At 72.2% G+C, this 24452-nt stretch carries 24 protein-coding genes; 18 read left to right on the top strand and 6 right to left on the bottom strand.

Features of this window, described 5'->3' with window-relative positions:
* Positions 1 to 3 precede the first annotated feature (3 nt).
* Complete coding sequence (locus ABD437_RS06650) at positions 4 to 375, top strand: NADH-quinone oxidoreductase subunit A (RefSeq protein WP_344647839.1); 372 nt, start codon at positions 4 to 6, stop codon at positions 373 to 375.
* Here the strand turns inward: ABD437_RS06650 and ABD437_RS06645 are convergent.
* From ABD437_RS06645 to ABD437_RS06635, 3 genes are read right to left on the bottom strand one after another with little or no spacing between them, the layout of a single operon-like run.
* Positions 339 to 1094, bottom strand: coding sequence for an ABC transporter ATP-binding protein (locus tag ABD437_RS06645; RefSeq protein WP_344647838.1), 756 nt, complete (start codon positions 1092 to 1094; stop codon positions 339 to 341). The two genes, ABD437_RS06650 and ABD437_RS06645, sit on opposite strands and share 37 nt — an antisense overlap.
* A complete protein-coding gene (locus ABD437_RS06640; protein WP_344647837.1) occupies positions 1084 to 2085 on the bottom strand; it encodes a taurine ABC transporter substrate-binding protein in 1002 nt (333 codons plus the stop codon). Before ABD437_RS06640 ends, ABD437_RS06645 begins: the two co-directional genes overlap by 11 nt.
* 11 nt (positions 2086 to 2096) lie before the next feature.
* Positions 2097 to 2912, bottom strand: coding sequence for an ABC transporter permease (locus tag ABD437_RS06635; protein WP_344647836.1), 816 nt, complete (start codon positions 2910 to 2912; stop codon positions 2097 to 2099).
* An 84-nt stretch (positions 2913 to 2996) separates the two neighbouring features.
* Here ABD437_RS06635 and ABD437_RS06630 point away from each other — a divergent pair, with 84 nt between their 5' ends.
* The gene (locus tag ABD437_RS06630) at positions 2997 to 3986 is read left to right on the top strand and encodes an aldo/keto reductase (protein WP_344647835.1); all 990 of its coding nucleotides are present in this window, start codon (positions 2997 to 2999) and stop codon (positions 3984 to 3986) included.
* Between the two features lie 52 nt (positions 3987 to 4038).
* On the top strand, positions 4039 to 4584 hold the full coding sequence (locus ABD437_RS06625; RefSeq protein ID WP_425558119.1) for an NADH-quinone oxidoreductase subunit B: 546 nt from the start codon (positions 4039 to 4041) through the stop codon (positions 4582 to 4584).
* Here ABD437_RS06625 and ABD437_RS06620 read toward each other — a convergent pair.
* Both ABD437_RS06620 and ABD437_RS06615 read right to left on the bottom strand, forming a co-directional pair.
* The gene (locus tag ABD437_RS06620; protein ID WP_344647834.1) at positions 4559 to 5746 is read right to left on the bottom strand and encodes a Cmx/CmrA family chloramphenicol efflux MFS transporter; all 1188 of its coding nucleotides are present in this window, start codon (positions 5744 to 5746) and stop codon (positions 4559 to 4561) included. The two genes, ABD437_RS06625 and ABD437_RS06620, sit on opposite strands and share 26 nt — an antisense overlap.
* Positions 5747 to 5759: 13 nt before the next feature.
* Positions 5760 to 6335, bottom strand: a complete 576-nt coding sequence (locus tag ABD437_RS06615) for a TetR/AcrR family transcriptional regulator (protein WP_344647833.1) — start codon at positions 6333 to 6335, stop codon at positions 5760 to 5762.
* 65 nt (positions 6336 to 6400) lie between these two features.
* Between ABD437_RS06615 and ABD437_RS06610 the strand changes: the two genes are divergently transcribed.
* The 9 genes from ABD437_RS06610 (at position 6401) to htpX (ending at position 15352) form a co-directional block, all read left to right on the top strand.
* On the top strand, positions 6401 to 7063 hold the full coding sequence (locus ABD437_RS06610; protein WP_344647832.1) for an NADH-quinone oxidoreductase subunit C: 663 nt from the start codon (positions 6401 to 6403) through the stop codon (positions 7061 to 7063).
* On the top strand, positions 7063 to 8025 hold the full coding sequence (locus ABD437_RS06605) for a complex I subunit 1/NuoH family protein (RefSeq protein WP_344647831.1): 963 nt from the start codon (positions 7063 to 7065) through the stop codon (positions 8023 to 8025). The genes ABD437_RS06610 and ABD437_RS06605 overlap by 1 nt, the downstream gene beginning before the upstream one ends.
* Positions 8025 to 8585: a NuoI/complex I 23 kDa subunit family protein gene (locus tag ABD437_RS06600; protein ID WP_344647830.1), complete on the top strand. Its 561-nt coding sequence runs from the start codon at positions 8025 to 8027 to the stop codon at positions 8583 to 8585. Before ABD437_RS06605 ends, ABD437_RS06600 begins: the two co-directional genes overlap by 1 nt.
* Before the next feature lie 49 nt (positions 8586 to 8634).
* Positions 8635 to 9138 carry an NADH-quinone oxidoreductase subunit J family protein gene (locus tag ABD437_RS06595; RefSeq protein WP_344647829.1) on the top strand — a complete coding sequence of 168 codons (504 nt, stop codon included), beginning with the start codon at positions 8635 to 8637 and terminating at the stop codon, positions 9136 to 9138.
* Complete coding sequence (gene nuoK, locus ABD437_RS06590) at positions 9138 to 9452, top strand: NADH-quinone oxidoreductase subunit NuoK (protein ID WP_344647828.1); 315 nt, start codon at positions 9138 to 9140, stop codon at positions 9450 to 9452. Before ABD437_RS06595 ends, nuoK begins: the two co-directional genes overlap by 1 nt.
* Positions 9449 to 11374, top strand: coding sequence for an NADH-quinone oxidoreductase subunit 5 family protein (locus tag ABD437_RS06585; RefSeq protein ID WP_425558096.1), 1926 nt, complete (start codon positions 9449 to 9451; stop codon positions 11372 to 11374). The genes nuoK and ABD437_RS06585 overlap by 4 nt, the downstream gene beginning before the upstream one ends.
* Complete coding sequence (locus ABD437_RS06580) at positions 11368 to 12846, top strand: complex I subunit 4 family protein (protein WP_344648167.1); 1479 nt, start codon at positions 11368 to 11370, stop codon at positions 12844 to 12846. Before ABD437_RS06585 ends, ABD437_RS06580 begins: the two co-directional genes overlap by 7 nt.
* On the top strand, positions 12843 to 14345 hold the full coding sequence (locus ABD437_RS06575; RefSeq protein ID WP_344647827.1) for an NADH-quinone oxidoreductase subunit N: 1503 nt from the start codon (positions 12843 to 12845) through the stop codon (positions 14343 to 14345). Before ABD437_RS06580 ends, ABD437_RS06575 begins: the two co-directional genes overlap by 4 nt.
* A gap of 113 nt (positions 14346 to 14458) precedes the next feature.
* Positions 14459 to 15352, top strand: coding sequence for a zinc metalloprotease HtpX (gene htpX / locus ABD437_RS06570; RefSeq protein ID WP_344647826.1), 894 nt, complete (start codon positions 14459 to 14461; stop codon positions 15350 to 15352).
* A gap of 49 nt (positions 15353 to 15401) precedes the next feature.
* On the opposite strand, the gene ABD437_RS06565 is transcribed toward htpX, so the two are convergent.
* On the bottom strand, positions 15402 to 15992 hold the full coding sequence (locus ABD437_RS06565; RefSeq protein ID WP_344647825.1) for a CGNR zinc finger domain-containing protein: 591 nt from the start codon (positions 15990 to 15992) through the stop codon (positions 15402 to 15404).
* A gap of 102 nt (positions 15993 to 16094) precedes the next feature.
* Here ABD437_RS06565 and ABD437_RS06560 point away from each other — a divergent pair, with 102 nt between their 5' ends.
* The 6 genes from ABD437_RS06560 (at position 16095) to ABD437_RS06535 (ending at position 24440) form a co-directional block, all read left to right on the top strand.
* On the top strand, positions 16095 to 17300 hold the full coding sequence (locus tag ABD437_RS06560) for an MFS transporter (protein WP_344647824.1): 1206 nt from the start codon (positions 16095 to 16097) through the stop codon (positions 17298 to 17300).
* On the top strand, positions 17297 to 18529 hold the full coding sequence (locus tag ABD437_RS06555; protein WP_344647823.1) for an MFS transporter: 1233 nt from the start codon (positions 17297 to 17299) through the stop codon (positions 18527 to 18529). The genes ABD437_RS06560 and ABD437_RS06555 overlap by 4 nt, the downstream gene beginning before the upstream one ends.
* 45 nt (positions 18530 to 18574) lie before the next feature.
* Positions 18575 to 19432: an SMP-30/gluconolactonase/LRE family protein gene (locus tag ABD437_RS06550; RefSeq protein ID WP_344647822.1), complete on the top strand. Its 858-nt coding sequence runs from the start codon at positions 18575 to 18577 to the stop codon at positions 19430 to 19432.
* 148 nt (positions 19433 to 19580) lie between these two features.
* On the top strand, positions 19581 to 20588 hold the full coding sequence (locus ABD437_RS06545; protein ID WP_344647821.1) for a chymotrypsin family serine protease: 1008 nt from the start codon (positions 19581 to 19583) through the stop codon (positions 20586 to 20588).
* Positions 20589 to 20772: 184 nt separating this feature from the next.
* Positions 20773 to 21267: a hypothetical protein gene (locus ABD437_RS06540; protein ID WP_344647820.1), complete on the top strand. Its 495-nt coding sequence runs from the start codon at positions 20773 to 20775 to the stop codon at positions 21265 to 21267.
* Positions 21268 to 21281: 14 nt separating this feature from the next.
* Complete coding sequence (locus ABD437_RS06535) at positions 21282 to 24440, top strand: M12 family metallopeptidase (RefSeq protein WP_344647819.1); 3159 nt, start codon at positions 21282 to 21284, stop codon at positions 24438 to 24440.
* Positions 24441 to 24452 lie beyond the last annotated feature (12 nt).

The raw sequence follows: 24452 nt of genomic DNA, 5'->3' as shown, positions 1-24452 counted from the left end.
TCCATGGACGGGTACCTGGGTCAGTACGCCAGCCTCGGGCTGCTGCTGATCGTCGGCGTCGGGTTCGTCGCGGTGTCGTTCGGCGCGAACAAGGTGCTGGCGCCGTACCGGCCCAGCGCCGCGAAGCTGAGCACGTACGAGTGCGGCGTCGACCCGGTGGGCGGCGACTGGGCCCAGGCCCAGATCCGGTACTACGTCTACGCGTACCTGTACGTACTGTTCGCCGTCGAGAGCGTGTTTCTCTTCCCCTGGGCGGTCGTGTTCGACCGCCCAGGGTTCGGCGTCGTGACGCTCGTCGAGATGGGCATCTTCGTCGGGCTGCTGGCGCTCGGCCTGCTCTACGCCTGGCGCAAGGGCGTCCTGCGCTGGACGTGATCCCGCACCTTCTCGGTCGCGGCCAGCACCGCCGGTGAGGTGCGTAGCGTGTCGAGGTCCTGGGCCGGGTCGGTCTCGATCGGCAGGTCCAGGACGATCTTGCCCGGACGCGGGCTCATCACCAGCACGCGCGTCGAGAGCAGCACGGCCTCCTCGACGCTGTGCGTCACGAACAGCACCGTGCGTTCCTTCGCGATCCGGCGCAGCTCGGCTTGGAGGTTCTCCCGGGTGAGGGCGTCGAGCGCACCGAACGGCTCGTCCATGAGCACGGTCGGTGGCTCGGTGGCCAGCACCCGGGCGATCTGGCAGCGCTGCTGCATGCCGCCGGACAGCTCGTACGGGGCGGCGTCGGCGAATTCGCCCAGCCCGACCAGGTCGAGGTAGCGCCGGGCGGTCTCCCGGCGCTCCTTGCGCGGCACGCGTCGCATCTTCAACCCGAACTCGACGTTCCCGGCGACCGACAGCCAGGGGTAGAGGCTGGGCCGCTGGAAGACGACCCCGCACTCCCCGTCGACCTCGACGGTGCCGGTCGACGCGTGCACGAACCCGGCGATCAGCCGCAGCAGCGTCGTCTTGCCGCACCCGGACGCGCCGACCACCGACACGAACTCACCGGGCTCGATCGTCAGGTCGATGCGGTCGAGCGCCTGGACCCGGCCGCTCCGGCCCTCGAAGGTGTGCTCGACACCGCTCAGGCGGATCCGGGGGTCACTTGACAAAGGAACTGTCCACGGCGTCGGCGTAGGTCTTCTCGTCACGCACGGTCGTGATCTGCCCGACGTCCTGGTTGAACTTCGCGGTGGCGAACAGGTTGTCCGGCAGGCCCTTGCCCAGGTACTCGTCCCCGGCCTGGGTGGCGGCGTCGACGAAGATCAGGTCGTCCATCTGGGCTTTCGCCTCGGCCGGGGTGATCGAGAGTTCGGCGGCGATGGCCGCGGCGGCCTCGTCCGGGCTGGACTTGATCTGCTTGACGGCCTTGTCCTGCTGCGCGACCCAGGTCTTCACCGCGTCCGGGTACTTCTCGGCGAACTCGTCGGTGACGACGGCCAGGTCGTAGGTGGTCTTCCCCTCCTTGGCCAGCTCCGCGCTGGTGACCAGCGTCTTTCCGCCGTCGGCGAGCAGCTTGGCGAGCACCGGGTTCCAGACGTAGGCGCCGTCGACGTCCCCGCGCTTCCAGGCGGCGAGGATCGCGTCCGGCTCGGAGTCGATGACCTTCACCGACTTGGCGTCGAGGCCGGCCTTCTGCAGGGCGGCGAGCAGGCTGTAGTGGGCGGTCGACGCGAACGGTGTCGCGATCGTCTTGCCCTTGAGCTGGGAGACGTCGCTGATGCCGCCCTTGACCGCGAGGGCCTCGGCCTCGCCGATCACGTCGAAGATCCACGGCACCCGGTACTTGATGCCGGACGAGATCCCGCGTGACGCCGGGCTCGAGCCGACGAGCCCGAGGTCGACCGAGCCGGCCTGGATGGCCTCGTTGACCGAGCCGCCGGAGTCGAAGAGCTTCCACTCGATCGTGGTGCCGTCACCGAAGGCCTGCTCGAGCCACTTGTTGTGCTTGACGATCAGGTCGCCGTTCGGGATCTGCTGGTAGCCGATGACGATCTTGCTCGGCTTCCCCCCGCTGGCGGCGGTGTCGTCGTCCCCACCGCACGCGGCGGCGGTGAGCACCAGGGCGGCGGCCGCCGCGGCGGCGAGTACGCGTCTGAACATCGGGTGTCCTCTCAGGGCTGACGGCCGGACCACGGCACGAGAACGCGTTCGACGAGGCGGAGGACCGCGTCGAGGGCGAGGGCGGTGAGGCCGATCGTGATGACGCACACGATCGCGACGTCGGTCAGCAGTTCCTTCTTCGTGGCCCAGGCCAGGCCACCGATACCGGGGATGCCGTTCGACGTCTCGGCGGCGACGATCGTCGTCCAGGCGAAGCCCATCGCGATCCGGATGCCGGTCAGCACGTCGGGAACCGCGGAGGGCAACACGGTGTGCAGCACCAGCTGCAGGCGGCCCGCGCCGAGCGAGCGCGCCGACTCCAGGTACTCACCGGGGATGCGGCGCACCCCGGCCAGCGTCGCGAGCGTGATCGGCGGGAACGACGCGATGAACAGCAGCCAGATCTTCGAGCTGTCCTCGATGCCGAACCAGATGATCAGCAGGCTGAAGTACGCCAGCGGCGGCAGTGCCCGCAGGAAGTCGACGTACGGCTCGATCACGGCGCGGATCGGCGCGACGGTCGCCAGCACCACGCCGAGCGGAACGCCGAACACGATCGCCCAGAACAGCCCGCGCAGGATGCGCCAGAGGCTGGCCCAGAGGTGTTCCCACAGGTAGTAGCCCTGGTAGCCGGGTGTTCCGTTGTGCTCGCTCACCGAGTAGACGAACGCGTCCCACACCCGGCCGGGTGACGGCAGGAAGATCGGGTCCCAGATCTCGGCGGCGGCCAGCGCCCACCAGACGGCGAGCAGGACGACGATCGACAGCAGAACCGAGGTCGGCCGACGCCATCGGGTGGCCGGGGCCGCCTTCTCCATGATAGCCATCGGTTCCCCCTCGCCTAGCTGATCGATAGGCATGGTGCATTACCTGGGCGGTTGTGCGCTAGAGGAGTGACTAGGCTCATTGGCATGGAGAGTCGAAAGCTGGGGCGTACCGGACGCAACGTCAGCGTGATCGGGTTGGGCTGCTGGCAGCTGGGCGCCGACTGGGGTGAGGTCGACGAGCAGGACGCGATCGGTGTCCTCGCCGCCGCGGCCGACGCGGGGGTCACGTTCTTCGACACCGCCGACGTCTACGGCGACGGGCGCAGCGAGCGTCTGATCCGCTCGTACCTCGAGAGCGGTGCGGCGGTGCCGGGCATCACGGTGGCGACGAAGGCCGGCCGCCGGGCCGACCCGTTCGTGCCCGAGCAGTACACCGAGGCGAACCTGCGTGCGTGGATCGACCGGTCGCGTCAGAACCTGGGCGTCGACACGCTCGACCTGGTGCAGCTGCACTGCCCGCCGACGCCGGTCTACTCCGACGACCGGGTGTTCGACGTGCTCGACGCGCTGGTCGCGGAGAAGGCGATCGCCGCGTACGGCGTCAGCGTGGAGACCGTGGACGAGGCCCTCACCTCGATCGCGCGGCCGGGCGTGGCCACCGTCCAGATCATCCTGAACGCGTTCCGGCTCAAGCCGCTGGAGCGGGTGCTGCCGGCCGCGGCCGAAGCGGGCGTGGGCATCATCGCGCGGGTTCCGCTGGCCAGCGGGCTGCTGTCGGGCAAGTACGACGAGCACACCACGTTCGGCGCCGACGACCACCGCAACTACAACCGCGACGGCGCCGCGTTCGACGTCGGCGAGACGTTCTCCGGCGTCCCCTACGAGGTGGGGCTGGACGCGGTGCGCGAGCTGCGCGGTGTCGCGCCGGAGGGGTGGACCACCGCCCAGCTGGCGCTGCGGTGGATCATCGACCAGCCGCAGGTCAGCTCCGTGATCCCGGGTGCGCGCAACCCGGAGCAGGCGCGCGGCAACGCCGCCGTGGGTGATCTGCCTGCGCTGCCGGCCGAGGCGCACGAGGCCGTGGCCGAGGTCTACGACCGGCTCGTCCGACCGCACGTGCACGACCGCTGGTGATCTCGGCGCGCTGAGCGACCGGGGAATGGTGTCGTAGGCTCGGCAGGTGGCCATCGACCTGCCGACGCCTGCCCACCGGGACCGGAGCGCGGGGCCGACGCTCCCCGATCCGATCAAGTTCGTCCTGAACTGGGGGCGGAAGTACTCGCTCTGGGTGTTCAACTTCGGGCTCGCGTGTTGCGCGATCGAGTTCATCGCGACGTCGATGGCGCGCCACGACTTCATCCGCTTCGGCGTGATCCCGTTCGCGAACGGGCCGCGCCAGGCCGATCTGATGGTGGTGTCGGGCACGGTCACCGACAAGATGGCGCCGGCCGTGCGCCGGCTCTACGACCAGATGCCCGAACCGAAGTACGTGATCTCGTTCGGCTCGTGCGCGAACTGCGGCGGGCCGTACTGGGACTCGTACAGCGTCACCAAGGGTGTCGACCAGATCATCCCGGTGGACGTCTACGTGCCCGGATGCCCGCCCCGGCCGGAGGCGCTGCTGCAGGGGATCCTGCGGCTCCAGCAGAAGATCGCCGACGAGACCGTCTCCCTCCGCGGCGGCGCCCGCCCCGGCGCGGGTGAGTTCACCGCCCCACTGGTGCGCCCCTGAGCTGCTGCTCCGGCCGCAGGGACGCGTCCATGGCGCGGGAGACGAACGTCAGGGCGAGCGCGCCGAGCAGCAGGGCCACGCCGACCCAGATCGGGGCGCGGAAGCCCAGGCCGGCGCTGATCGCGGCGCCGCCGAGCCAGGGGCCGATCGTGTTGCCCACGTTGAACGCCGACGTGGTGACCGCGCTGGCCAGGGTGGGGGCGGCGGCCGCCAGCAGGAACACCCGGCCGTTGAGCGCGGCCGCCGCCGAGTAGCCGGTGACGCCCATCGTGAACAGCAGCGCGACGACGGCGATCGCCGACCCGGCGGCGAGGCCCAGCGCGACCATCGTGGCCAGCAGCGCGGTGAACGAGACGTGCAGGTTGAGCAGGATGCCGCGATCGGCGACCCGGCCCCCGGCGACGTTGCCGACGAACGCGCCCAGCCCGAACAGGAACAGGATCGCCGGTACCGCCGACGCCGGCGCCCCCGCGACGTCGGTGATCAGCGGCGCCGCGTAGCTGAAGATGCCGAAGATCGCGCCGCCGTAGAGCACGATCGTGCTCAGCGCCACCCAGAGCCGGCCGCTGCGGAACGACCGGAGTTCGTCGCGCAGACGCGGCACGGTGGTCTCCCGGGCCTCCCGCGGCACGGCGGCGAGCACACCGACGAGCGACACCAGCGCGACCACGGCCACCGCCCAGAACGTGGCCCGCCAGCCCAGCCACTGGCCGATCCAGGTGCCGGCCGGCACGCCGACCACGTTGGCGACCGTCAACCCTCCGAGTAGGACCGACAGGGCACGGGCGGTGCGGTCGGGGCTCACCGCACGCACGGCCGTCACCGCGGCCACCCCCCAGAACGCGCCGGTCGCGACCGCGGTGACGACTCGCGCGACCAGCAGCAACGCGTAGGACGGCGCGAGGGCACCGAGCACCTGCCCGGCGATGAAGAGGCCGAGCGCGGCGACGAGCGTCGTCTTGCGGGGGAGCCGGAGGCTGGCGACGGTGAGCACGGGCGCCCCGATCACCATGCCGATCGCGAACGCGGAGATGAGGCCACCGACGGCCGGGACGCTCACGCCGAGATCGTCGGCGATCAGCGGTAACAGGCCGGCGATCATGAACTCCGTGGTGCCGAGACCGAAGATGCTCAGCCCCAGCACGTAGACGACGACGGGCACCGGGTGTTCCTCCTCAGGCGCGCAGCGCGGCGCAGGTGACCTCGACGACGTCGGTGAGCAGGTCGCGCGGGGCGGCGGCCCGGCCCTGGACGCGCAGACCGCTGATCGCGCCGTGCACGAACCGGGCCAGCGCGGTGGCGCTCTGCCGGGTGGTGATCGAGCCGTCGGCCTGGCCCTCGGCGATCGTGCCGGTGATCCGGGCCACGAAAGTGTCCATCAGGCGTCTGACGGTTTCGGTGGTGGCCGCGTCGTCGCGCTCCACCGCGGTGCGGGTGATCAGGCATCCGGTGGCGTCGGGGCGGTCCTCGTCGTCGACGGTGGCCAGCAGGAGGGCGCGGACGCGCTCGTACCCGGTGCCCGGACCGTCGAGGATCTCGGTCTGGCCGAGCGTCTGGAGCTCGGCGAAGCGGTCGAGGCACTGCGAGTAGAGCGCCTCTTTGCTGTCGAACGTGTTGTAGAGGCTGGAACGGCCCAGGCCGGTGGATTCGCAGAGGTCCTGGGCCGAGGTCGCCTCGAAGCCGCGGGCGCAGAACGCGTGCATCGCGGCGTCGAGCGCCGCCGCGGGGTCGAACCCCTTCGGACGTGGCATGGACCCACCGTAACCTGAACTGGAACGTTCGGTCCAAAACTTTGTTCACCGTAAGATCTGCCGACGTGACGCCGGAGGAGATCGGGGCGCGGCTCGCCGAGGTGCTCGGCGAGGCCGCTGACGTGTCGCCGTCGGCGGGCGGAGCGTTCTCGCGCGCGTGCGCCACCGTGCCGGTGGGGTCCTGGGTGGAGGCGGTCCGCACCGCCCGCGACTCGCTGGACCTGCGGTTCTTCGACTGGCTCGCCGGCGTCGACGAGGGTGAGGCGGGGTTCGCGGTCGTCGTGCACCTGTGGTCGCTGCCCGGGCGGTACGGCGTGTTGCTGCGCACGGTCGTGCCCCGGGACGCTCCGACGCTGGACACGCTGACCGGCGTGTTCCCCGGGGCCTCGTGGCCGGAGCGGGAGACCACGGAGATGTTCGGCATCACGTTCGCCGGGCACCCGAACCCGGGGAAGCTGCTGCTGCCGGACGAGTTCGAGGGGCATCCGCTGCGTAAGGACTTCGTGCTCGCGGCGCGGGTGGCGAAGGCGTGGCCCGGCGCGAAGGAACCGGGGGAGAGCGACACCGGCGCGCCCAGCCGCCGCCGGGCCCGGCCGCCCGGTGTGCCCGACCCGAACGAGTGGGGCCCCGAGAAAGGCCAGCTGCCACCCGAACCGGCCCGCCGCGAACGTCCCGCTCGGGCGGCCCGCCCGCGGCCGGGCGCGACGCCCGAGAGCGGGGGCGAGTGATGCCGGCCTGGCTCGAAGTGCTGCTGCGTGTCGTCGCCGCGCTCGCCGCGTTCCTGACGTTGCCGCTGCTCGTCGGGCAGCTCGAGCACAAGGCGATGGCCCACATGCAGGGTCGGCTCGGCCCGATGTACGCCGGCGCGTTCCACGGGTGGGCGCAGCTCGTCGCCGACGGCGTGAAGTTCGTCCAGAAAGAAGAGATCGTGCCGGCGAACGCCGATCGCCCGGTCTTCCGGCTCGCGCCGGCCGTGAGCCTGCTCCCGTACCTGTTCGTCTTCCTCGTGCTGCCGCTCGGCCCGAACGGCCTGGTCGCCCAGCCGCTGGAGATCGGGCTGTTCCTGGTGCTCGCGATCGTGGGCGTCGGCGTGGTCGGGGTGCTGATGGCGGCCTGGGCGTCGGCGAACAAGTACGCGCTGCTCGGCGGCGTGCGCGGCGCGGCGCAGCTGCTCGGCTACGAGTTGCCGTTCGTGCTGTCGGCCGCGAGCGTCGCGATGGCCGCGGGCACGCTGAGCCTGCCGGGCATCGTCGACGCGTGGAGCCCGTGGTGGCTGCTCTGGCAGGCTCCGGCGGCGTTCGTGTTCTTCGTGGCCGGGCTGGCCGAGATCCGCCGCCCGCCGTTCGACATGCCGATCGCCGAGTCCGAGCTCGTCGCCGGCTACTTCACCGAGTACACCGGGCTGCGGTTCGCGTTCTTCCTGCTCGCCGAGTACGCGGGCATCGTGGTGATCTCCGGGCTGACGACCGTGCTGTTCCTGGGCGGTTGGCGCGGCCCGTTCGACGACGCGCACTTCGGTTGGCTCTGGACGCTGCTCAAGGTGTTCGCGGTCGCGTTCGTCGTCATCTGGGTGCGGGTGTCGTTCCCACGCCTGCGCGAGGATCAACTGCAACGGTTCTGCTGGCTCGTGCTCGTACCGGTGGCGTTGGCTCAGCTCGTTCTCACCGCGGTAGTGAAGGTGGCCATCTGATGGGTGTTCCGGGTTCGGGGTTGGTGAAAGGTCTCGCGGTGACGTTGCGGACGCTGTCCCGGCGCGCGCACACCCATCAGTACCCGGACGTCAAACCGGACCTGCCTCCGCGCAGCCGCGGCGTGATCGCGCTGCTGGAGGAGAACTGCACGGTGTGCATGCTCTGTGCCCGGGAGTGCCCGGACTGGTGCATCTACATCGACAGCCACAAGGAGACCGTCGAGACGCCCGGCGCGGCGCGGGCCCGGCAGCGCAACATGCTCGACCGGTTCGCGATCGACTTCTCGCTCTGCATGTGGTGCGGCATCTGCATCGAGGTCTGCCCGTTCGACGCGCTCTACTGGTCGCCGGAGTTCGAGTTCTCCGAGTACGACATCAAGGACCTGCTGCACGAGTCCGACCGCCTCCGCGAGTGGATGTGGACGGTGCCGCCGCCGCCCGCGCACGACCCGCTCGGCGAACCGGCCAAGGAGGTCGTCGCGGCCGACCGCGCGCTGGCCGCCCAGCGCGCCGCCGACGCCGCCCGCGACGAAGCCGCGGCAGTCCGCGAAGAGCAGTGACCGGAGTTTTAACCACCCGCCTGTCGGTGGGGCCTGACAGGATGCCCCGGTGACCCTCACCGACTGGCTCGTCGCCGCGCTCGGCGTCGTCGTGGTGGGCGCCGCGTTGGCGGTCGTCACCACCGCGCACGTGGTTCGCGCCGGGCTGTGGCTGGTGGTCGCGCTCGGTGGGCTGGCCGGCGTCTACCTGGTGCTCACCGCGGAACTCGTCGCGTGGGTGCAGATGCTCGTCTACGTGGGCGCGGTCGTCGTGCTGCTGCTGTTCGCGGTGATGCTCACCCGCGCGCCGATCGGGGCGAGCCCCGACCTGGACCGGGCCCGCTGGCCCGCGCTGCTGGTCGGTGGCGGCTCCGCCGCCGCGTTGATCATCCTGCTGGTCCACGCCTACCGCTGGTCCACAGTCGAGTTGGACGACGCGCCGGCCGGCACCGCCGAGCAGGTGGGCACGGAGATCTTCCGGCAGTGGGTGCTGCCGTTCGAGGTGCTCTCGGTGTTGCTGCTGGCCGCGCTCGTCGGCGCGATCGTGGTGTCGGCGCGGAGGGATCGAGTCTGATGCATCCGGTCGTTCCGTACGTGCTGGCGGCGCTCCTGTTCGGCATCGGGCTCTACGGCGTGCTGGTCCGGCGCAACCTGATCCTGCTGCTGATGGCGGTCGAGCTGCTGCTCAACGCCGTGAACCTGGTGCTGGTCACGGCCGACGTCTCCACCGTCGGCGTGCCGCGCTCCGGAGCCGTGTTCGCGCTGTTCGTCATCGTGCTCGCGGCGGCCGAGGTCGGCGTCGGCCTCGCGTTGATCCTGCAGCTCTACCGGCTGCGCCAGACGGTCGCGGTCGACCGGGTCGACGTTCCGGGGGAGGACGGCGAGTGAACGCCGACGTTGCGCTCGCGGCGGCGCTGCCCGCGCTCACCGGGGCCGCCGGGCTGGGCGGCCTGCTGCTGCGTCCGGCGGGTCGGCGCCCGGCCGCCGCGCTGGGGGTCACCGCCGCCGGCGCGGCCGTGCTCGCCGCTCTGGCCCTCTGGTGGCGCCTGGTCAGCGACAACTCGATGCCACGGCGCTACGCGGACTACCTTCCCGACCAGGCCCAGCCGGTCGACGTCGCGGCCCGCCTGGCCGACTTCGGGCCGCTGCAGGTGCAGCTCGCCCTCCGGGTCGACACCGCGGCCGCGGTGGTCGCGGTGATGGTGTGCCTGGTCGCGCTCGCGGTGCAGGTGTACTCGGTCGCCTACCTCCGCGACGACGACCGGTACGGGCCCTACGCCGCCCAGGTGTCCCTGTTCACCGCCGCGATGCTGCTCGTGGTGGTCAGCGGCGACCTGTTCCTGCTGCTCGTCGGCTGGGAGGTGATGGGCCTCTGCTCGTACCTGCTGATCGGGCACGACCGCAGCCTGCCCGAGGCGCCCGGGGCCGCGGTCAAGGCGTTCCTGGTCACCCGGGTCGGTGACGTCGGCTTCCTGCTCGGCATCGTCGTCCTCGGCGTGAACGTGGGCTCGTTCCGCATCGCCGACGTGTTGGCCGCCGCGGACGACATCGGGAGCGGGCCGCTGCTCGCCGCGTGCCTGCTGCTGCTCGCGGGGGTGGCCGGCAAGTCGGCCCAGTTCCCGCTGCACACCTGGCTGCCCGACGCGATGGCCGGCCCGACGCCGATCAGCGCGCTGATCCACGCGGCGACGATGGTCGCGGCCGGCGTCTACGTCGTGTTCCGGCTGTACCCGCTGTATACGGCGGCGCCGGCCGCGCTCGCGGTGCTGGGGGTGATCGCGGCGGTGACGATGGTGCTCGCCGCGTTCGCCGCGCTGGCCCAGGACGACCTCAAGCGGGTGCTGGCCTGGTCGACGGTGAGCCAGCTCGCGTACATGACCGGCGCGCTGGCCGTCGGGCGCTCCGGCGCCGCGCTGCACCACCTGCTCACGCACGCCGCGTTCAAGGCGCTGCTGTTCCTCGCGGCCGGTGCGGTGATCCACGCGGTCGTCTCGAACTCGATGGGCTCGATGGGCGGCCTGCGTCGCTCGATGCCGGTCACGTTCTGGTCGATGACGATCGGGCTGGCCGCGCTCACCGGCCTCCCGCCGTTCTCCGGCTTCTGGACGAAAGAGGGCGTGCTGGGCGCGGCGGAGGAGGCCGCGGCCGGGCACGGCGGGGTCGAGCCCTGGGTGGGTGGCGTCGTACTCGTGGCCGGCCTGCTCACCACCGCGCTGACCGGCGCGTACGCGATGCGCCTGTGGCTGCGCACGTTCTTCGGCCTGTACCAGGGGAGCGCACCGCCGCACGATCCGCCGGCGTTGATGCGCTGGCCGGTCGTGCTGCTCGCGGTGCCCGCGGCGCTGGGTGGTGCGGTGGTGCTCTGGACCGTGCCCGACGAGTCAGGCTGGTTCGGCTACGTCGGGAGCGGCCAGTTGGCCCGGCTCGAGCCGCCGGGCACGTTCACGTTGCACCCGGTGCTGGCGGTCGGGGCCACCACGCTCACGCTGCTCGGCGCCGGGGTGACGTGGTGGCGGTGGCGGCGCAAGGACCCGGCGCTGCCCGGGGCCGACCTGTACGCGACCGGCTTCGGCCTGGACACCGTCCAGCGCGTGCTGGTGGTGCGGCCGGTGACGGCGCTGGCCGGTGTGGTGCGCACGCTCGACGCCAGGGCGATCGGCGGGGCGGTGCTCGGCACCGGTCGGGGCGCGCTCCTCCTCGGGCGGGTGCTGGCCGGCACGCACGCGCGTGGCCTGGGTGGTTACGTCACCACCGCGCTGGCCGGGGGCGTGGTGCTGGCGGTACTCGCGGTACTGGGGAGCCGCTGGTGAACGCGGTGCTGATAGCGGTACTGGTGCTGCCCGCGCTGGGCGCGGTGGCGCTGGCGCTGTGGCCCGGGCGGGCCGAGCGGGCGGCGGGCTGGTTCGCGGTGGCGCTCAGCGGGGCGGTGTTCACGCTCACGCTGGTGCTGCTGAACGGCCGACGCGACGACGGGACGTGGCACGAGGTCGACGTCGCCTGGATACCGAGCCTGGACGTGCGCCTGCACCTGGGCGTGGACGGGATTTCCTGGCCGCTGGTCGCGCTGACCGGCCTGACCTTCCTGCTGTGCGCGTTGTATTCACTCCGGCACACCCCGGAGCCGGGAAATCCGCGCAAACTTCTGGCCCTGCTCAGCATCTTGGAATGCGGTGTATTCGGCGTATTCATGGCGTTGGATGCAGTCGTATTCTTCGTATTCTTCGAGGTCACGCTGCTGCCGATGTTCGCGGTGATCGCGGTCTGGGGTGGGGCGGGCAGGCGGGCCGCCGCGCGTCAATTCCTGCTGTACACACTGTTCGGCTCGGTGCTGCTGCTGGTCGGTGTCGTCGCGGCGATGATCAGCCGCGGCTCGGCCGACCTGCTCGAGTGGGCCGCGGCTCCGGCCGAGTGGTCCGGGCGCGGTCAGATCGCGGTGTTTGTCGTCCTGCTGATCGCGTTCGCGGTGAAGAGCCCGCTCTGGCCGCTGCACAGCTGGCTGCCCGACGCCCACACCGAGGCGCCGACGGTCGGTTCGGTGGTGCTGGCCGCCGTCCTGCTGAAGATGGGCACGTACGGCCTGGTCCGGGTCGCGTTGCCGGCCGCTCCGGAGGGTGCGCGTGCGCTCGCGCCGGTGCTGGGTGCGCTCGCGGTGGCCGCGATCGTCGTCGCCGGGCTCGTCTGCCTCGCGTCCACCGAGCTCAAGCGCCTGATCGCGTACTCGTCGGTGGGGCACATGGGTTTCGTGCTGCTCGGGATCGCCACGCTCAGCGTCCCCGGGATCCAGGCCGCGCTGTTCGGCAACATCGCGCACGGCGTCCTCACCGGCTTGTTGTTCTTCCTCGTCGGGGCGGTCAAGGACCGGTACGGCACCGGTGAGCTGGACCGGCTGGGCGGCATCGCGACCGTCTCACCGCTGCTCGCCGGGGTGCTCGGGTTCGCGGCCGTCGGCAGCCTCGGCCTGCCGGGGCTCGCCGGGTTCTGGGGTGAGGCGTTCGCGGTGGTCGCCGCCGTCGACCGGGGTGGCTTCTTCACCGGGCTCGGCGTCGTGGCCGCGCTGGGTGCCGCGCTGGCCGCCGCGTACTTCCTCCGGCTGCTGCGCCGGACGACGGTGGGGCCGCCGGGGTCGGCCGTGGTCGCTGACGCCCGGGGTGTCGACGCGTTCGAGGCGGCCGCGTGGGCGCCGCTGGTTCTGCTGGCCCTGGTGTTCGGGCTGGCGCCTGATCTGTTGCTCTCGCTGACGGTGGCGCCGGTCGAAGCGCTCGTGGCGGTGGTGAACCCGTGAGTGTCCAAAGTGTCGACCACGCCGCGCTCGCCCCGGTCTACGCGGTGGTGGCGGCGGCCGTGCTGGCGTTGCTGGTCGATCTGGTGCTGGCGCCGGGCCGGCCGCGGTCGGTGCTGCTCGTGGTCGGCGCGCTGGGTCCGGTGGCCGCGATCGTCGCCGCGGTGGTGGTGGGCACCGGCCACCGGGGCACGTTCTGTACGCCCGGTGGCGAGTTGCCCGGCGGGGTGACGGTCGGGCCGTCGTGCTCGTTCGTGGTGGACGGCGCTTCGGTCGGCGTCACCGTTCTCGGGTCCGCACTCGCGCTCGTGGTGCTCGGGCTGTCGGTGCCGGTCGTGCGCGACGCGGTCGTGCCGCCCGGGGAGTACGTGTTCCTGCTGCTGTGTTCGCTGACCGGGCTCGTCGTGCTCGCCTCGGCCCGCGATCTGCTGACCCTGCTCGTCGCGGTGGAGACGTTGACCCTGCCGGTGTACGTCCTGGTCGGGCTGGTGCGTCGCCCGGCGTCGGCCGAGGCCGCGGTGACGTTCTTCGTCACCTCGGTGGTGGCGACGACGTTCACGCTGCTCGGCATCGGGCTGCTCTACGGCGTCGTCGGGGCCGTGCACCTGGACCGGGTCGCGGCGGCGCTGTCGGCCCGGCCCGACGCCCGGGACCTGCCGCTGGTCGGCGCGGCGGCGCTGCTCGTGCTCGCCGGCCTGCTGTTCAAGCTGGCGGCCGCCCCGTTCCACGCCTGGGCGCCGGCCACGTACGACGGGGCACCGCTGCCGGTCGCGGCGTGGCTGGGCACCGCCTCCAAGCTCGGCGGAGCCGTCGCGGTCGTGGTCACCACCGGTGTCGCGCTGCGCCCGCTGCTCGACGTCGTCGGGCCGGTGCTCGCGGTCGTCGCGGTCGGCACGATGACGGTCGGCAACCTGGTCGCGCTGCGGCAGCGCCGGTTGCTGCGGCTGCTGGCCTGGTCGTCGGTGGCCCAGACCGGCTACCTGCTGGCGCCGCTGGCGGTGGCGCGCGGAGACGGCCTGGGTGACGCCGTCGCGGGGGTGGCCGGCTTCACCGCCCTGTACCTGGTGGCCAGCGCCGGGGTGTTCGCCGCGGTGGTGGCGCTGCGCGGCGCCGGGGAGGGCGGCACGGTCGACGACCTGGCCGGGTCGGCGCGCCGGGCGCCCCTGGCCACGGCCGCGCTCGTGCTGGGCCTGGCCGGGCTCGCCGGGCTGCCGCCGGGGCTGGCCGGGCTGTTCGCGAAGGTCGTGGTGATCAAGGCCACGCTCGACGGCTCGGCGGGGTGGCTCGCCGTGGTCATCGCGCTCAACGCGGTGATCGGTCTCGCGTACTACGCCCGGGTCGCCGCCGCCTGCTTCGCGCCGTCCGACGGCGCGCGCACGGCGTCGGTACCGGTGGTCGTCGGGGCCACGGCGGTGGTGACGGCGACGGCGGGCGTGGTGCTCGGCGCGTGGCCGCAGTGGGTGTTCGACGCCGCCGCGAGGGTGGCGAACGCTCTGGTGTGACCCGCCGTAGTCGGGTGTGAGCTGGGTTAACGACGGGAACGTCGAAGCTGTACCCCGCGTTCTACCGATTGCGGAGCTTTTTCCTGCTCCGAGCTCAACCGCCTGGAGGAAGGGTGCACCACCACTTCAACGGGCTGAAGACTGCGCTACTGCTCGGCGTGCTCAGCGGCCTGATCCTGGCCGTCGGATACGCGTTCGGCGGCTCCACCGGCGTCCTGATCGCCGGGGTCATCGCCATCGGCATGAACGGGTTCAGCTACTTCTACTCCGACAAGCTGGCCCTCCGCTCGATGCGTGCCTACCCGGTGAGCGAGGTCGACCAGCCCGCGCTGTACGCGATGGTCCGCGAACTCGCGACCGTGGCCGGCCAGCCGATGCCGAGGCTCTACGTCAGCCCGACCAACCAACCCAACGCGTTCGCGACCGGACGCAACCCGCGTAACGCGGCGGTCGCGGTCACCGAGGGGATCATGCAGATCCTCACCCCGCGTGAGCTGCGTGCGGTGATCGGGCACGAGCTGTCCCACGTCTACAACCGCGACATCCTGATCTCGTCGGTGGCCGGTGCGCTGGCCACGATGATCACGATGATCGCGAACCTGGCGTTCTTCATCCCGATCGGCGGGGGTGACGACGACGACGCCCCGAACCCGGCCGTGCTCCTGCTGACGCTGATCGTGGGTCCGATCGCGGCGTCGCTGGTTCAGCTGGCGATCAGCCGGAGCCGCGAGTTCCAGGCCGACGCCGACGGCGCGAAGCTCTCCAGCGACCCGTTGGCGCTGGCCAGCGCGCTGCGCAAGATCCACATGGGCACGCAGACGCTGCCGTTGCCGCAGGAGTCGCGGCTGCTGTCGGCGAGCCACCTGATGATCGACAACCCGTTCCGCAAGGCCGGAGTGGCGAACCTGTTCAGCACCCACCCGCCGATGGAGCAGCGCGTCGCCCGCCTGGAGGACATGGCCAAGTACCTGCCGTCACCGGGCGCCCCGACCGACTACCGCCGGTAATCCCGTTCGCCGACGCCCGCCCGGATGTCTCCGGGCGGGCGTTCGCGTGTCACTCGCTCTTGGCCGCGCCGGCCTTCTGGCGCTTGCGGTACGCCGAGACCGTGGTGCGCGAGGCGCAGGTCTCGGAGCAGTAGCGGCGGGAGCGGTTGCGTGACGTGTCGACGAACACCTTCGCGCAGTCGGTCGCGGCGCACGTTCCGATCCGATTCCGCCCCTGCCTGACGATGACGTTGGCGAACGCCATCGACACGGTGGCGCCGAGCTGCTCGGTCAGCGGAGCGTCGTCGTCGGAGTAGTGCAGGTGCATCCGCCCGTCGTGGTCGGTGGCGCGCGGCACCGGCTTGCACTGGTGCAGCAGCGCGTTGAGCCGGTCGACCGACTGCTGGTCGGTGTCGGCCGCGGCGACGTCACGCAGGCAGTGCGAGAGCTCGGCGATCTCGACGACGTCGACGTCGGTCAGCGGCACGACCGCGAGCTCGCTGAACCAGTCGACGTGCGCCGCGACGAACGTTTCGCACGCCGCCCGCAGTTCTTCGCTGCCCGGTGAGAGTTCGGCCACCGCCACGTCATCCACCGAGGCGAGGTTGGCGAGGTCCACCGCGAGCTGCACCGCGTCAGCGTTGTAAGTGTCGTATTCCATTTGGCCACCTACCGCGTCCAGAGGTAGTGTCGGGAACAAGTGTAGGGGGCTAAAGCCTTAATGCCCATAACAGTCTGAGTGAGAAAGCAGGTTCGACGCGTCATGCGCCGCTATGCAGAACTCTGGCGCCTACCGTCGGCCCCGCTGCTGATCGTCGCCGGGATCGTCGGCCGGTTACCCGCAGGAATCGCCCCGCTGGCGATCCTGCTGTTCCTGGCCGACCGCACCGGCTCGTACGGGGTGGGCGGGATCGCGGTCGGCGTGTACGGGCTGGCCACGGCGGCCGTGGCCCCGCTGCTGGGCCGGTTCGCCGACCGGCGCGGCTTCACCGCCGTCCTGATCGGCACCGGCGTCGGCTATCCGCTCGCCGTCGCCGTCCTCGTCGTCACCGCGCTGTCCGACGCGCCGGTGCTCGCGCTGTACCTCGCCGCCGGGCTCGCCGGAACCGTGGTTCCGCTGCTGAACTCGACGCTGCGCGCGATCTGGACCGACCTGTCGGGCTCGGACTCGACGCGGCAGACCGCGTTCGCGCTCGACGCGATCGCGCTCGAGCTGGTCTGGATGATCGGGCCGGTGCTCGTCGCCACGTTCGTCGCGTTCACGTCGGCGACCTGGGGGCCGGTGATCGCGCTCACCGGCGCCGGTGTCGCCGCGCTGATCGGGTCGCTGGCCGTCGCCGCGAGCCGGCCGAGCCGTCGGTGGCGGCCCCGGCCGACCGAGCCGGGCACCGTCCGGCGCACGCCGCTGCGTGCCCGCGGCATGGTCCCGGCCCTCGTCGTCGCGTTCGCGCTGCTGTTCGGCACCGGCGCGATCGAGGCCGCGGTCGCGGGGTTCGCGGACGCGCACGGCACCCCGGCGCTCTCCGGCGTGCTGCTCGCGGTGTGGAGCGTCGGCAGCGCGATCGGTGGTCTGTGGTTCGGCGCCCAGCGCTTCGCGGTGCCGATCGTGCGTCAGTACCGGTGGACGCTCGCGGCGTGCGCGGTGGGCTTCGCCCCGCTCGCGTTCCTCGGCAACGCCTGGCTGATCGGTCTCGTGCTGTTCCTCGGCGGAACCGCGTTCGCCCCGGCCATCACCGTGCAGAACTCGCTGGTGGCCGAGCTCGCGCCGCGCGGCTCGCTGACCGAGTCGTTCACCTGGCTGTCCACGATCACGTACGCCGCGGTGGCGTCCGGTACCGCGATCGGCGGCCTGCTCGTCGACCGGCCCGGCGGCGTGACCGCCGCTCTTCTCCTCGCCGCGCTGGCCGCGGCAATCGCCTGGGCGGTAGCCGCGATGCCCGCTCTTTATCCGAGGAAGGTGACTACGTGACCGCCGGAATGCGCCGCTACGCCGAGGTGTGGCGGTTGCCAGGAGCCCGGACGCTGCTCGTCGGCAGCATCCTGGGCCGGCTCCCGGTCGGGATGGCGCCGCTGCTGCTGGTGCTGCTGGTCGAGAAGTCGACCGGCTCGTACGCCGCGGCCGGCGTCGCCAGCGCCGCGTACGCGGTGGCGACCGCGGTCGTCGGCCCGGTGCTCGGTCGGCTGGCCGACCGGTTCCGTCCCGCGCCGGTGCTGGTGGGCACGGCGATCGCGTGGCCGCTCGCTACGGCCGCGGTGCTGCTCGCCACCGGTTCGGGGGCGGCGGTCTGGGTGCTGTGGGCGGTCTCCGCGCTGCTCGGCGCCAGTCTGCCGCCGCTCACCGCGACCGTGCGCAGCGTCTGGGCCGAGCTCACGGCCGCGCCCGGGGCGAGCCACCTCCGCGAGGCCGCGCTGGCCCTGGAGACCACCGCGTTCGAGCTGGTGTTCGTGCTCGGCCCGATGGTTGTCGGCGCGCTGGCGATCGTCACCGAGCCCGCGGTGTCGCTGGTCGTCGCCGCGGTGCTGGCGGTCGTGGGCACGCTCGCGGTGGCCGCCGGTCGGGCCACGCGCGCCTGGCGCCCGGAGCCCGGTCGGGCACCCGCCCGCGGCCTCGGCCCGGCGGTCGCGCTCGGCATGCCGCTGCTGCTCGCGGTCTCGTCCGGCCTGGCGTTCGCGTTCGGTGTCGTCGGGGTCGCGATCCCGGCGTTCGCCGCCGAGCGGTCCGGCGCGGACGCCGACGGGCTGGCCGGTCTGCTGCTCGGCCTGTGGGGCGTGGGGAGCGTCACCGGTGGGCTCTGGTACGGCACCCGGCAGTTCCGGCGCTCGCTGCCGACGCAGTGGGCGGTGGCGCTCGGTGCGGTCGCGGCCGGTCTGGCCACGATGGCGCTGGTGCCGACCGCGGGCTTCATGGCCGTGGTGCTGGTGGTCGCCGGTCTCACCCTGGCCCCGGCGCTGACCGTGGAGAACACGCTGGTCTCGCGCATCGCGCCGGCCGGCATGGTCAACGAGGCTTACACCTGGGTCGCGACCGTGGTGTTCGCCGCTTCGGCGGCGGGCGCGGCGGTGGCCGGCGTGCTGGTCGAGCGGGAGTCCGGCGTCGCGCTGGCCTTCACGCTGGCCGCGCTCACCACCGCGGCCGGAGCGATCGCGGCGGCGGTGCCGCGTAACGCGTTGCGACGGGTGATGATGCGCTCCGCATAAGGGCGGGCGCTCGGGGTACTGGTAGCCCGTCGACAGGAGGTGGACGTGCGAGCGGAGCAGGTGACCGACGCGTGCGCGGAGCACGGTGAGGGCCCGGTCTGGGACGTAGGCCAGGGCACTCTCCGCTTCGTCGACCTGATGAAGGGTGCCGTGCTCACGTACGACCCCTTCACCAGCCGCGTCACCCGGCGCGCGGTGTCCGACGTCGCGGCGGCGCTGCGCCCCCGTCGGGCCGGCGGCTGGGTGCTGGCCACCGAGCGCGGCTTCGCCCTGCTCGACCCCGGTGACCTGGACGCGCCCGACGAGGCCGAGCCGGTGTGGATCGAAGCGTTCACCGAGCCCGGGATCCGGATGAACGACGGGGGAGCCGACCCGCGCGGCCGCTTCTACTGCGGCACGATGTCCTACGGCCAGGAACCCGGCCGGGGCACGCTCTACCGGCTCGACCCGGATCGCCGCGTCCACGTGGTGCTCACCGACCTCACGGTCTCCAACGGCCTGTCCTGGACGCCGGACGGCAGCCGGGCGTACTTCGTCGACTCGCCGACCAAGCGGGTCGACGTGTTCGACGTCGACCCGGACTCCGGGGACCTGCACGAGCGGCGCGAGTTCGTCGCGATCGACCAGGGCACGCCGGACGGACTCACGATCGACGCGGACGGCGGGGTCTGGGTGGCGCTCTACGGAGCCGGCGCCGTACACCGCTACGACTCGTCCGGGCGCCTCGACCTCGTCGTCGAACTGCCGGTCAGCCAGCCGACGTCCTGCGCTTTCGTCGACCGGGACCTGTTCGTCACGACGACGCGCGAGAACCTTCCCGACGGCGCCGAGCCGCAGGCCGGTGCGCTGTTCCACGTCCGGCCCGGCGTCCGGGGGCTGACGCCGTTCCCGTTCGCGGGTTAGGTTTTCCCCGACGACCGAGCGGGGTCCCGACGGCCCGGGCAGGGTGCCCGAGCAGTCGGGACTGCTGTCTCTGTCGACCGGGTCAGCGGACCCACCAAGGTGGAGAGCACCGTAGTCGCCATTCGGTTCTCCCCCCGAAGGGACCGCAATGCTTCCCCAGGTCGTCCGGACAGAGTTCCTTCCTCTGGTCGAGACCCAGACCAAGTACCAGGACGCCCTGCTGGGCCGCCCGAACGTCGTCGGAGTGGGCCTCGGCCACCGGTACAGCGGTGGCATCAACACCGGCGAACGAGCCATCACCGTCCTGGTCCACCGGAAAGTCGACGCCCGCTACCTCGCTCCGACCGCGATCGTGCCGGCGGAGCTCGACGGCATCACGACCGACGTGCAGGAGGTCGGGCTCATCCGGGCCGGCGGTGGCCCGCAGCCCTGGGCCGACCGGGGCAGCGCCACGGCGTCGCTCGGCGTCGGGCCGTTCCAGCTCGGCCAGCGGGTGCGGCCCGCGTTCGCCGGGGTCAGCGTCGGCCACTTCCGCGGCAACGCCGGCACGTTCGGAGCCGGGTGCTTCGACGCCCAGCCGCACACCGACGGCGCCGGCCGCTACTACATCCTCAGCACGAACTACGCGCTCGCCGACTGCAACGCGGGCCGCTCGGGTGACCCGGTGCTCCAGCCGGCCCTGGTCGACGGGGGCCGCTACCCGGCCGACGTGATCGGCCGGCTCGTTCGGTTCGTCCCGATCCACTTCCACGACGGGCGTTCCAAGCCGGTGAACTTCGCCGACGCCGCGATCGCCGAGGGCGTGCACGGCACCGATCGCCGCGTCTACTGGGCGGGCGAGGTGACGACGCTCAACGCGAAGCCCAACATCAACGACACCGTGCAGAAGTGGGGCCGCACCACCAACTTCACCACCGGCCACGTGCTCCACGTCAACGTGACCGTCGACGTGCACTACGACCGGGGCCGGATCGCGCGGTTCGGTCAGCAGATCGTCACGACGAACATGTCGGCCGGCGGCGATTCCGGCAGCCTCGTCACCGACCCGGACGAGGGCGCCGTCGGCCTGCTGTTCGCCGGCTCCGGCCGGGTCAGCGTGTTGAACAACATCGTCGCCGTCCAGTCGCTGCTGGGGGTTCGCGTCACCGACGGTTGACGCGAACTTCCACGGGCCGGCGGACGTGAGAGCTGGGGGGCCGGGTGAGGACGACGTCCTCCGGGTGGGCGCCGGGATCCGAGGGGGATCTCGGCCCTCACTCGTGCGCGCCGACCGCCCCGCATACCCCACCATTGACCCATCGACGGAGCACCCGCTCCATCCACAGTGTGAAGGGCTTCCGGTGACCATCTCGGATTACGGGACCACCCCGACGGAGACCGTCTTCGTCATCGACGTCAACGACCGCTTCGCGCACCTGTTCGGCAACGTCAGCGACTTACTCGCGACGCACGAGGGCGTGCACCTCCAGCCGCCGCGCGGGCTCGACTTCTTCGACCAGGACGGCCAGCGCCTGGCCCCGGTGTTCGACGAGACCTGGACCCTGCGCGGCCTGGTGAAGACCAACGAGAAGCCCGACCCGGCGGCCGTGCAGACGCGGATCGCGGCGGTCTTCGCGCATCTGGCCGAGTACACCTCGTCGCACCCGGACGAGATCTCCGAGGACTACGGCCTGAGCGTCGACGAGGCGCTCGGCGAGCTCCCCGCCCTGGACGGCAAGTCGCTCACCGACAGCATCGCGGTACTCAACGGCGTCACCCACGGCGCCGCCGTGGTCGAGGCCGGGCAGCAGGACCCCGGCAACTGGTTCCACAACCTCATGCACAAGATCAGCTGAACGAACGGCACCCGATGCGCTCACCCTCTCCGTCCTGGTTCACCCCCCGCAACGTCGCGGGGTTGCTCGTCGTCGGGGTGGTCGCCGTGGCGATCCTGCTGGGGCAGCTCGACGGCGGCACCGACGCGGACACGGGGCCGGTGGGCATCAGCATCGCGCTGGCGATCTCCGGCACGGCGATGGGTGTCCTCATCCTGATCGCCGTGCCGAAGCATCTGGTCGGCCGGCTGCTCCTGGCGGCCGGCGCCAGTGCCGCGGTCGGCGCGGTGGCCGTCAGCTGGAGCCGGTGGGAACCGGTCGCCTGGCTCAGCCAGTGGACCTGGTGGCCCGCTTATGGCCTGCTCTTCCTGGCGTTGCTGTTGTTCCCCAACGGGCGATTACCGGGCCGCGGCTGGCGGTGGCTGGCGATCGCGCTCGCGGCCCTCACCCTGCTCAGCACGGTGGCACTGGCCGTGATCGCGACCGACGAGCCCCGGACGTTGCTCAGCAACGTCGACGTGGAGCCGTCGCCGACGACGAAGCTCGCGCTCCGCATCTTCGCCGTGGGGGTGTTCCTCACGGTGCTGGCCGGGTTCGGCGTGCTCGCCGCGCTCTGGTCGCGCTGGCGCCGCGCCGACAGCGACACCAGGCAGCAGCTCGCCTGTCTGCTGCCCGCGGTCGTGCTGCTGCTGCTCGGCTGGGGGCTCACGTTCTTCAACCTCGACGGCGGGTACGTGCTCGCCGCCGTCGCGGTGCCGCTCGGGATGACCGTCGCGATCGTCCGCTACGGGCTGTACGACCTCGACCGGGTGCTCAACCGCACGCTGGTCTGGCTGGTCATGACCGCGCTGGTCGTGATCGGCTTCGTCGCGATCGTCACGGTGCTGCGAGAGGTGATCATGCGCAACACCTCGGCCGACTCGATCTCGCTGGTCACCACCGGGGTCATCGCGATCGCGTACGCGCCACTGCACCGGCGCGTGCAGCAGGGCGTCAACCAGTTGCTCTACGGCGACCGGCACGACCCGTACAAGGTCATCGCCGAGATGGGCGACGTGCTCGGCCAGACCGCCGAGCCGAACGCGGTGCTGCCGCTGCTCACCGGCACGATCGCCAGCTCGCTGCAGGTGCCGTACGTGGCGGTGGAGGTGGCCGAGCAGCAGGGCTCCCGGCTGCTGGCCTGGTACGGGCAGGTCGGGCCCACCGTGCAGGCGTTCGACATGATCTCCCGCGGTGAGCACATCGGACGGCTGCTGGTGTCGCCGCGCACCGACGGTGGCCACTTCACGCCGCGGGAGACGCAGCTGCTGGCCGACATCGCGCTGCACGCCGGGGTGGCCGTCGAGGCCAGCCGGCTCACCCGTGACCTGCAGGAGTCGCGTGAGCGGTTGGTGCGGGCGCAGGAGGAGGAGCGCCGGCGTCTGCGGCGTGACCTGCACGACGGGCTGGGCCCGAGCCTGACCGGGATGTCGATGCAGGTGCGTGCCGCGCGCAAGGTCGCCGGGCCGGGGCGGGTGCGCAACATCCTCGACGCGCTGGCCGGTGACCTCACGGCGTGCACCGCCGAGGTGCGGCGGCTGGTCGACGAGTTGCGGCCGCCCGCGCTCGACCGGGGGCTCGCGGTCGCGCTGCGCGACGAGTGCCGCCGGTTCGACAGCTCGGCGTTGTCGGTGCAGCTGGAGCTGCGTGACGACCTCGATCGGCTGCCGGCCGCGGTGGAGGTGGCGGCGTACCGGGTCGTGGCCGAGGCGTTGAACAACGTCACCCGGCACGCCGGGGCGCGCAACTGCGTGGTCACCGTGCGGCGGGGGCGTGATCTGACGATCGAGGTCACCGACGACGGGGTGGGGATCAGCGGCCCGGTGCGGGCCGGGGTGGGGTTGGCGTCGATGCGCGACCGGGCGGGTGAGCTGGGGGGTGAGTGCGAGATCGTCCCGGCGGAGCCGACGGGCACAACGGTGCGGGTTCACTTCCCCGCCGCATCGCTGGTGCTCGTCGAGCCACCCGCCCCCACCCCGGCCGTCGTCAACGGCACGCCCCAGCGCGGCCCCGCCCCGATCCCCACCCCCCGCCCGGCCACCCTCCCCGCCCCCGCCGCGGACAGCGCTCCCGCCGCGACGTTCCCCGCGCCCAGTAGCGCCGCGGGACCGGCCGACCCCACCGCGCCCGCCGCGCCGAGCGGTGCCGGGAAGCCGCCCGCCGTGCTGGCGGAGCCGGAGCCGGCGCCCGCGCCTGCTCCGGCGGGTGCGACGGCGGTGCGGCTGTGGGTGGGGGGAGTGGTGCCCTACGAGGTCGCGGACGACATCGGGCCGGAGGAGCACGTCGCCGAGGCGATCGAGCACCTGGAGAGCCGCACCCGCATCCGCTTCGTCCCCCGGACGACCGACCACCCCGACTACGTCCGCTTCGTACTCGGCGACTCCTTCGCCTCGCGTGTCGGCCGCGTCGGCGGTGAACAGCAGATCGAGATCCTCGCCGGCGGCGAGATGGGCCGCGTCCTGCACGAGATGGTCCACACGCTCGGCCGCTGGCACGAACACTGCCGCACCGACCGCGACGAGTACGTGACGATCCACTGGCAGAACATCACCACCGAGGCGCGCCCGAACTTCCTCATCCAGGCCGTCGGCCCGGAGGTGGGCCCCTACGACTACGAGTCGATAATGCATTACCCCCGGGTGGCCTTCTCGGTGAACGGCGAGCGCACGCTCGACACCGTCCACACCCCACCGCCGGGGTTGCCGCTCGGCCAGCGGCGCCAACTCTCCGACGGCGACTGCCGGGTGATCGAGCACCTGTACCGGGACGCCGCCGAAGCGCAGCCGGTACCCGCACCGGTCGCCGCCGACGTCGAGGCGGTCACCGGCGTCCTCCGCCTCCCCGACGACGGCCCCGGCGGCCGGGCCGCCACGGTCGTGGTCAGCGTGCGCGACACCACCACGACCGGCGGGCCGATGACCCCGGTCGGCGAGGTGACGATGGCCAACGTCCCGCTGGGCGGCGGCGCCGGTATCCCGTTCCGGGTGCCGGTCACCGACGTCGACCCCGACGCCGTCTACACCGTGGAGGCCCATGTGGACGTCTCCGGCGACGGCGAGATCGCCGCCGGCGACCTGGTCACCGCCGCCGCCTGCCCGGTACTCACCGGCGGTGCTCCGACCACGGTCGCCGTCCCGATGACGAGCGTGGTGTGATTCCGGTGAGCG

It is taken from the genome of Cryptosporangium japonicum (assembly GCF_039524755.1).
Lineage (GTDB): Bacteria > Actinomycetota > Actinomycetes > Mycobacteriales > Cryptosporangiaceae > Cryptosporangium > Cryptosporangium japonicum.
The sequence above is the reverse complement of the archived record's forward strand: the minus strand, read 5'-3'. Positions and strand labels throughout refer to the sequence as shown.